This is a genomic window from Lacticaseibacillus chiayiensis (assembly GCF_004123795.1).
In the GTDB taxonomy this organism is placed as follows: Bacteria; Bacillota; Bacilli; order Lactobacillales; family Lactobacillaceae; genus Lacticaseibacillus; species Lacticaseibacillus chiayiensis.
Map to the genome: position 1 here is coordinate 1 of NZ_MSSM01000077.1, position 6,658 is coordinate 6,658.

Genomic DNA, 6,658 nt, shown 5'->3' on the forward strand with positions numbered 1-6,658 from the left:
CAATCAACAGTAAAACCGTTAACAGCCGCTCAAATGCAGCTGGTTTCTGCTCAGGTCCCACGGGATACAAATGGACAAAAGCAATATCATCATACTGTAAAAGCCGGCCATTCTTTCTTTGGTACGCGCTGCCTTATGCCATTTTTGCAGTACTGACATTTGTTACGCCAAACTGGTCCGCAAACGGTAAACTGCTGTGGGCATATGCTACGTATCTTATCTTGGGGTTCCTGTACACCGCCGTTAACCTGCCAATCACTTCAGTTCTGCCAACGTTGACGCAGAATCAGCAGGAACTCACCTTACTCGGCGTCATTCGTCAGTTCTTTGGCAGTTCCGTGCAAATTATCGTTGCTGTCTTCACCTTACCGTTAGTCGCGTTTTTTGGCCGTGGCAATGATCAGCGTGGCTTTCTTTTAACGATGGCTTTGTTTGCCGCCATTTCCTTGCTACTCATTTTGAATACTTTTGTGCACATTCGAGAGCGGTTCACTCAAGAAAAAATCGCCCATCAGCCTTTGCAAACTGTTGCCAAAATTGCGATTCACAACAAGCCGTGGTTGATTCTGTCAGCGATCATTTTCACGTATTGGTTACTGACAGCGATCAAGAATCAAACTACTGTGTATTATTTCAAATACACGCTGCATCATCAGAATCTGGTTTCTTGGGCTAATAGTTTTACGTTTTCATCACTGATCGGCGTGTTGTTGATCATCAGCATTGCCGGACATCACGGCAACAAGCACACCATGCGCTTAGGGATGCTTATCGGCTTGATCGGTCAACTTGTCATTACCGGTGGCGTGTATCTACGTCAGTTATGGCTGCTATTTCTTGGTATCCTGGTCAACAGCATCGGGCAAGGCATGGTCGTCGGCTTGGTTTCGATTATGCTAGCCGACACCATTCGCTATGGCATCACGCTTGGCGCCCAAGCAGAGGGCTTATTTGCTTCAAGCAATGACTTTGGCGTCAACCTCGGGCTAGGCATCGGCGGCCTCATCACCGCCGGACTCTTCGACCTCACCGGCTACGTCCCCAACACCACCCAAAATGCTGCCACCCTCAGCATGATCAATCTGAATTATGTCTGGTTGCCACTGCTGCTTTACGGCATCTTGTTACTGTTAATTCATTTTTACCCGGAAAAAAAGATGTTGACGGCGATTCGACAACATCAGCTTTGAGTCAAAAAAGATCCGCCACTATTTTCGGTTGCGGATCTTTTCTCATATTTTATTTTACTTCACAGCCATTTCATTGCGCCGCGCGACAAATGGCAAAATCAGTCCCAGTGCCAAAAGCACCATCGGCGTCAACACATTGAGGCCCATTTGGAACCACCATGTACCTGGATCGCTCAGATAGCTGATCTTCGGCAACATGCCCAGCAAGCAGGCAAATGCGGTAAAGAAGAAACACCAGCCGCCAATCATCATTCCGGCATGTTTATTTTTAACCAACATATAGTCTGCATGGTAATTTTCAAGGTGGCGATTAAGCAAATAGTAGGCTAAAAAGACCCACAAATATCGCAGCGGCATGACGACTGAATTCAGATTCAGCAACCATTTGTACAGTTCATTCATATTGCCGATACCTAAAGCCGGCACAATAATCAAGATGCTAACCAGCGTACCGGTCATCCAGTAACCGTTGATTGGTGTGCCTTTCTTGTTAATCCGGCGCAGTTTTTTCGGAATAAAATGTGGATCTGCATCGCTCAGAAGAATTTTTAGTGGCGCATCAATCGAGAAAGCCAAAGCCGAAATCGAAGCGAGTGCATTGGCGATCGCATACAGAATGACGAAAATGCCGCCCACGTGATAATACTTGCCAAGCATCGCAAACGCCGTGTATGGGCCATTTGCCATGAGGTCGGTCGGAATATGATGGCTGTTAAACAACATCCCCATGCCAAAAGATCCCAACAAGGCACAAAATGCGACCATGCCGGCAAGCACTAACATCCCAAGCGGAAATTCTTTGGAAGCGTTTTTGGTGTGATTGACATAAGGCGAAATTTTTTCTGCTCCGCCGACCGCAAAGACCAGCATGGAAATCGTAGTGAAATAATTCAAATCAAATTTCGGTAAGTAAGTCTTCAAATCGCCCATATCCGGAGTGGCCACATGCACGCCTTTGACCATCAAAGGTGCCGTGACTGCCAAGATGATGAATAGAATCGACATCAAAAACATCGCGGTACCGGCCATGCTCCCGATTCGATTCAGGGTGGTTAATCCGCGCGATGACAGCCACAGGAAAAGCAAGAACAGCGCCAGGCAGATCAGCGACACGGTCATTGATGAGACGGTGTTGACAAAATTACCATTGCCCTTGAACAGCCAGCTTAACGCAATCAAAATCGCTTGCGGCTTCTGGGCGAGATATGGAATATGCACCACCCAGTAGGTCCATGCCGCGTAATAAGCGAGCCGAACACTACCAGTCTCCTTGATCCAGGAACTGACGCCGCCTGCTTGATCTTTAAAAGTCGAACCAAGCTGACCGACGATTAAGGCATACGGCACGAAGTAAATCAGCATAATCAAAATCCAGCTGGTCACCACGGACAGGCCTTGTTGTGCATAATTGTTAAACACATTGCCAAGGCCCCAGACCGAGACGAACGCAATCAAAGCCACGTTATACCAGCGCAGTTGTTTCTTTGTGTCTGCCACGTGTAGTCCCTCCAAACAAATTCCGCCATTGGAAAAACAGGAATTTGTTCTCCAGTTTACCGGTTTGGGCGCCCTTATTTCCCGTGAAAATGTATAGATAACGATTAGATTTTTCTAAAAAGGCAGTTGCGGTTTCGCCATAACGCGTTCTTATACGGAAAAGAGTTCTTACCACTAGGATTTGTTGCCATGCCAAACTCCGCAATCTCCGGCGCTTTGAGCCAGAAGCCCGCTGTCTCAAAGTCGCCTAACAACATCAGCGACAAAGCCCGGTCGCTGTGTTGTTTGCACGGCTGAGCCCCAAAAAGCCTACGATTGCTCCGCCTTGGCACTACAAATTTAAACTGCCGCGAATTATTCTTACAAACACAAAAAAACAGACACGCATTAAAAGTGTGTCCGCTTTTCTAGTGAATACATAAATTAATTGCCACTCAACAATTACTTAACCGCCTTAGCAACCGCGTCATTAACCGCTTGTTGTTCTGCCTGAATCAAATCGACTCGGCTGGCGATGACGCTGGTGTCCATCTTGATTTCGCGGGTCAGGCCTGGCGTTGGTAATTTTGGCTCGAAGAAAGCTTTGAATTCCTCGAGCCGTTTTGCGGTTCGGAAAATGCCGGCGATGACGGTGATGTAAGTTGTGAACTCCATGTCGCCACCGACTGTTTTTTGCAGCCAGGACCATTCGTTGCGCAGCCAGTCCCATGCAGCCTGTTCGCCTACGTGGTTGTTCAGCACGCCGCGGAACCATGAGCGTAAATCCTGGGGCTTGATCGTATCGGCGTTTTCAAACTGGTCGACAATTTTACCGATGAATGCCTCATCGGGTGTGCTGGTCAAAGCGGCGAGAATGTCTGCCTTGTAACTCGAATCGGTCGTCTGCTTGTAAGCCGTCAGCAATTGCTCGAACAACGCCGAGTTGCCAAAGTTTTTCACTTCATTCTGCAGAACAAACATCCGCACGTCTGCTGGCAGCTGGAGCAAGTCGTCCTTGTTATCGGTGAATAGGTCGTGGCCTTGGGCAACCGCCGCGTCATTTTTGGCATATAGCGCCATGCTCAATACATACGGCCGCGTTAATTGATCGTCGATAGTCTCGTTTTCTTTTGGTGTCCAGCCGAGCCGTGAAAATTGACCCGCACTGAGCTGATTGAAGAAGGCCTTTAACTGCGCTTCATCTGCAGAATCAGGCGTTACAAATTGTTTCAGGTCATTGGCCACGCGATACAAGGCATTGACGACAATGGCACTGTAGCTTTCTGCAAAGCGTGGTAACAACGGCACGATATTAGCGTAAGCCGTTTGCCGCCCTTCTGCCAACAACCGCAAGTCCTGCAAAAGCTGCCGCTGATCAATCGCATTTAATTGGTCAAGGTGATCCAAAAGATCCGTTAGCAGCGTTTGATCATACTGCACGATGAAATGGGAGTTATTGCCAACGTTAACACGGAACGGCTCGCCGCTGTCTTGACGCAGTTGCGCATAGTCACCCAACGTCACCTGCTCATCGGCAAAAATCTGCGGCGCCGCGTCATAGTTGCTGTTCAACGGAATCTGCCACTGCCGGCCGACGTCTTTGCCTGCGCCGATGAAGAACTGCTTTTGCGACAAGGTCAGTTTGCCGTCAACCACCCCTGCGGTCACAACCGGATAACCCGGCTGCTCCAGCCACGATTGCATGATTTTACCGACATCAAGATGCGCTGCTTGGCCCAATGCAGCCCACAGATCAGCTCCCGCGGCATTGCCAAACTTGTGCGCTTCAAAGTACGCTTTCAAGCCAGCACGCAAGGCATCGTCACCAATCAACGCGCGGACCATGACCAGCATCCGCGCACCTTTTGCATAAACAATGGCGCTGTCGAAAATTGAATCGATTTCAGCCGGATCCTCAACTTCAACGTGAACCGACTGGACGCCATCTGTGGCATCACGCTGCAACGCCATTGGCACTTCCAGCGTCTGGAACGTTTCCCAAATATGCCAGTCCGGTTGCAAAGCATCCACCGCGACATATTCCATCATGTTGGCGAAGCTTTCGTTTAACCAGAGATCATCCCACCACTTCATCGTGACAAGATCGCCAAACCACTGATGCGCTAACTCGTGGGCAATAACGGTTGCAACACGCTGCTTCGTTTCCAGCGACGTATTATCCGGATCAATCGTCAACAACGCTTCCCGATAAGTGACCAACCCCCAGTTCTCCATGGCTCCGGCAGAAAAGTCCGGCAATGCCAGCTGCCAGGAATGCGGCAACGGATAAGGCGTCTGGTAAAAGTCTTCGTAGAATTCAATCGAGCGCTTTGCAATGTCTAAAGCAAAGTCCAGTTCATTCGGTTTGTGGGCTTTGGTAGCAAAAACGCCGATCTTAACGCCACTCTTGGTCTCGGTTTGCTTACTTTGCAACTCACCAAACGCAAATGCAATCAGATAAGTCGACATCCGCACCGTGGTGTCAAAGTAATGAACGCCATTTTCTTTGCGCACTTCCGGCATGTTGCTGATCACCGTCTCGCCCGGATGTTCGTCAAATTTAATTGCTAAATCAAACGTAGCCTTGGCTTCCGGCTCGTCAACACTCGGAAAAGCCTGCCGCGCCGCCGTGGTTTCAAACTGGGTGCCGATGATTTGCTTCTTGACACCATCCACCTCGTAGTAAGACGGATAAATGCCCATCATGGTATCCGTCAACGGCGCCGTATAGGTAATCGTCAACTTCACATCGCCTGCTTTTGGCAGTGTGATCCGCACTGCCTCGGCTGGATCATCCATTTTAAACGGAACTGCTTGGTTGTTCGCCTCAACGGATTCAATCTTCATATACTTTTGATGAACCGCGATGTTTGCTTGCTTCGCTTCACCGATAATCGAAGTCTTACCGCTAATAGTCTTGGTCTCTCGGTTAATGTCCAAATAGAGATCGTAATGCGACGGTTGAAAAGTCTCATAGAAATGTGCTGCTCTCCTCATGACGTTCCTCCTCAAATTGTTAGATTACGCTCATTATACGCCAAGTGCGATATCTAGGCAGGGAAAAGTCCCGTTATTAGACCGTTGCAATAGCTCAGATAGCGTTCCACTAGTTTTTTTGATTTGATTTCGTGTGCTTGTTACTCCCCAGTTTGTCACTCGTTGATGATTCAGGTTGAACGTCACTTGGCCGCCTCAATTCAAGCATAAGATCCGCTTTAAAATAACGAAATAAGATTGTGCGAAGTAATATATACCTTTTGCTTCAAAATGTGCGTTTTCTTTTCTATAAAAGGAGTTGAATAGAGAAACCAATTGTTGACGAAGTGGTGAAACTCGTCCTACAATGTAACCGTATACAAGACATTCAGCATGCAACATCTGTGCTAACTACCTAGCATCAAATTCTACAGAAACTCAAGTCACACAAACTACATCACGCAAACCACGTTTGATAGAGTTTATCAAAACGACTGATTAACTGTTAGCTTGTGCACTGCGGGGAGATTCATATGAATAACGATGACGTATTCCTAAAGCGCTACAAATGCTGTTTAAGATTTTATATTTTTTGGAACACCGGATATTTACTCTTAAACGGGTTTGACCTCACCGATAGATCACTAATCCTCAATATAATCGTTGTGGTAGTCATCCCGTTATTCATTATGGGATATTTGATCTACGAATATTTCAAACTAAAAGTCAAACTGCCAGCAAAACTGATTCTCTTGATTTTTATGGTACTGGGTCTCCTTTTGGTGCTACTTGTGTTTCTTAAAATCGTCAACCTATGATAAATCCAATCGTATCGCAACATTGCGGATTTGTAGGATTTAACAAACAAGGTGATTCAAATGAATAACAAGGACGTCTTTGAAAAACGTTACAAGCACATCCTTACTTTCCTAGGTTTTTGGATCGCCGGATACCTCACGCTGGATTCATTGTTTTCTGGCTTACCTCTGCCGCTCACCATGTTTTCCTCTACCTTT

The 6,658-nt window shown here is 47.3% G+C and carries 3 protein-coding genes; 1 reads left to right on the forward strand and 2 read right to left on the reverse strand.

The annotated features are described in order from the left end of the window. Positions 1-2: 2 nt before the first annotated feature. Positions 3-1,190, forward strand: a complete 1,188-nt coding sequence (locus tag BVJ53_RS14600) for a glycoside-pentoside-hexuronide (GPH):cation symporter (protein ID WP_238150193.1) — start codon at positions 3-5, stop codon at positions 1,188-1,190. A 54-nt stretch (positions 1,191-1,244) separates the two neighbouring features. Here BVJ53_RS14600 and BVJ53_RS14605 read toward each other — a convergent pair whose 3' ends face one another. Both BVJ53_RS14605 and BVJ53_RS14615 read right to left on the reverse strand, forming a co-directional pair. After that, positions 1,245-2,687 carry an amino acid permease gene (locus tag BVJ53_RS14605; RefSeq protein WP_129302969.1) on the reverse strand — a complete coding sequence of 481 codons (1,443 nt, stop codon included), beginning with the start codon at positions 2,685-2,687 and terminating at the stop codon, positions 1,245-1,247. 441 nt (positions 2,688-3,128) lie between these two features. Then, positions 3,129-5,663, reverse strand: a complete 2,535-nt coding sequence (locus BVJ53_RS14615; RefSeq protein ID WP_129302971.1) for a M1 family metallopeptidase — start codon at positions 5,661-5,663, stop codon at positions 3,129-3,131. Between the last annotated feature and the right edge of the window lie 995 nt (positions 5,664-6,658).

Coding starts and splice junctions, on each gene's coding strand:
- BVJ53_RS14615 (WP_129302971.1), bottom strand. CDS start 5,663: ATGAGGAGAGCAGCACATTTCTATGAGACTTTTCAACCGTCGCATTAC.